The organism is Rhizobacter sp., assembly GCF_031412075.1.
Lineage (GTDB): Bacteria > Pseudomonadota > Gammaproteobacteria > Burkholderiales > Burkholderiaceae_C > Rhizobacter.
Genome location: NZ_JANOCG010000117.1, coordinates 1 through 2,203, shown reverse-complemented (window position 1 = coordinate 2,203; position 2,203 = coordinate 1). Strand labels below are relative to the sequence as shown.

Genomic DNA, 2,203 nt, shown 5'->3' with positions numbered 1-2,203 from the left:
CACTGAAGCAGTGAAGGTGTTCTCCGACCCGTTCTACAGCAAGGGCCCCAACGACCAGGGCATCGGCTGGAACATCCTGTTCTCGCTGCAGCGTGTGGCGGTGGGTTTTGGCTTGGCCGCACTCGTGGGCATCCCGCTGGGTTTCATGATCGGGCGTTTCACGTTCTTGAACAACATGCTGTCGCCGCTGATCAGCCTGCTGCGCCCGGTGTCGCCGCTGGCCTGGTTGCCGATCGGCCTGCTGGTGTTCAAGGCCGCCAACCCCGCGGCCATCTGGACGATCTTCATCTGCTCCATCTGGCCGATGATCATCAACACCGCCGTGGGTGTGCAACGTGTTCCCGCCGACTACCTCAACGTGGCCCGCGTGCTGAACCTGTCCGAATGGAAGATCGTCACCAAGATCCTCTTCCCCGCCGTGCTGCCCTACATGCTGACCGGCGTGCGCCTTTCGGTGGGCACCGCCTGGCTGGTGATCGTCGCGGCCGAGATGCTGACCGGCGGCGTGGGCATCGGCTTCTGGGTGTGGGACGAGTGGAACAACCTCAACGTCACGCACATCCTGATCGCCATCTTCGTGATCGGCGTGGTTGGCCTGCTTCTTGAATGGGCACTGATCGCTGTGGCCAAGCGTTTCACCTACGACGAAGTCTGACTTCCCACCCAAGAGCACACCACCATGAACAATTTCATCCAAGTGCAAAACGCCGAGATGGTGTTTAACACCAAAAAGGGCTCGTTCCACGCCCTGCGCGAGATCAACCTCACGGTGGCCAAGGGCGAGTTCGTCACGCTGATCGGCCACTCGGGTTGCGGCAAGTCGACCCTGCTCAACCTGATCGCCGGCCTCACGCTGCCTTCAAACGGCGTGTTGCTGTGCGACAACCGCGAGATCGCCGCGCCCGGCCCCGAGCGTGCCGTGGTATTCCAGAACCACTCGCTGCTGCCGTGGCTCACCTGCTTCGAGAACGTGCACCTGGCGGTGGAGCGCGTGTTCGGCAAGAACGACACCCACGCCCGCCTGAAGGAGCGCACGCTCGCTGCACTGGAGCTGGTCAACATGGGCCACGCCGCCTACAAGCGCCCGCATGAAATCTCGGGCGGCATGAAGCAACGTGTGGGCATCGCCCGCGCGCTGGCCATGGAGCCCAAGGTGCTGCTGATGGACGAGCCTTTCGGTGCCCTCGACGCGCTGACCCGCGCTCACCTGCAAGACGAGCTGCTGAAGATCGTGGCGCGCACCCACAGCACGGTGGTGATGGTCACGCACGACGTCGACGAAGCTGTGCTGCTGTCCGACCGCATCGTCCTGATGACCAACGGCCCGGCGGCCACCATCGGCGAGATCTTGTCCATCGAATTGCCGCGCCCGCGCGACCGTGTGGAGCTGGCCGAAGAACCGCACTACGTGCACTACCGCCGGTGCGTGCTCGACTTTCTCTACACCCGACACGGACACGTGGAAAAAGTCGCTGCCTGATTGAGTTGAGTGAGGTGAGTGAGTGAGGGAGCGCCGCGGGCCTGAGGGGGCCGGCGGCACACAGGCCAGGGCGAGAACTTCGCCCTGGCCCCTGTCACCCAACGAAACCGTCGAGATCGCCACCCCCTGGCCGGCAAAGCCCTCAAGGCCTGAGGCAAGGACGTGGAGATTTCAGTCCCCGCGGTGGTGCATGGGCGCTCAGACAGCGGCCCGGACGTGCAAACCCCCTGACGTCATCAATTTGTGCTGGAACGCCTACCCGGCATGGAGTGCGCGGATGGCTCAGTTCGGCTGGGGACGCGCAGGCACGGTGCTTGCAAATGCCTGTACGGCAAAAGCAATGCGATGCGATTGCCGACTGTCTCCTCAGTAGGGCTTCCGCCCTTTCATACAACCTCCTGACTTGACAGTCAGGGGGTCTTTTTTAGTGCTTTTGGTTCCGGCATCACATCGCTACGCGATATGAGCCTCACCGAAAACACTTTCAGTGTTTTTCTTTGGCGTGATTGATCGAGTACTTCGGGATCTCGATGGTCACGTCCTCTTGCGCCAGGATCGCCTGACACGACAAGCGAGAGCTGGGCTCCAGGCCCCAGGCGCGATCCAACAGGTCTTCTTCGACCTCGTCGATCTCACCCAGCGACTTGAACCCTTCGCGCACGAGCACATGGCAGGTGGTGCAGGCGGCGCTCATTTCACAAGCGTGCTCGATCTCAATGTCGT

The 2,203-nt window shown here is 62.2% G+C and carries 3 protein-coding genes; 2 read left to right on the top strand and 1 reads right to left on the bottom strand.

What is annotated here, in order from left to right; translation table 11 throughout:
• Positions 1-655: nitrate ABC transporter permease (gene ntrB, locus RMO40_RS04220; RefSeq protein ID WP_309716750.1), on the top strand; the 655-nt coding region annotated here is incomplete at its 5' end.
• A 24-nt stretch (positions 656-679) separates the two neighbouring features.
• Positions 680-1,480, top strand: coding sequence for a nitrate ABC transporter ATP-binding protein (locus tag RMO40_RS04215; protein WP_309716747.1), 801 nt, complete (start codon positions 680-682; stop codon positions 1,478-1,480).
• 484 nt (positions 1,481-1,964) lie between these two features.
• On the opposite strand, the gene fdx is transcribed toward RMO40_RS04215, so the two are convergent.
• The coding region (gene fdx, locus RMO40_RS04210; protein WP_309716744.1) for an ISC system 2Fe-2S type ferredoxin at positions 1,965-2,203 on the bottom strand (239 nt) is incomplete at its 5' end.

Bases quoted from the DNA above. Each gene is read 5' to 3' on its own strand.
- RMO40_RS04215 (WP_309716747.1), top strand. From the start codon at position 680: ATGAACAATTTCATCCAAGTGCAAAACGCCGAGATGGTGTTTAACACC.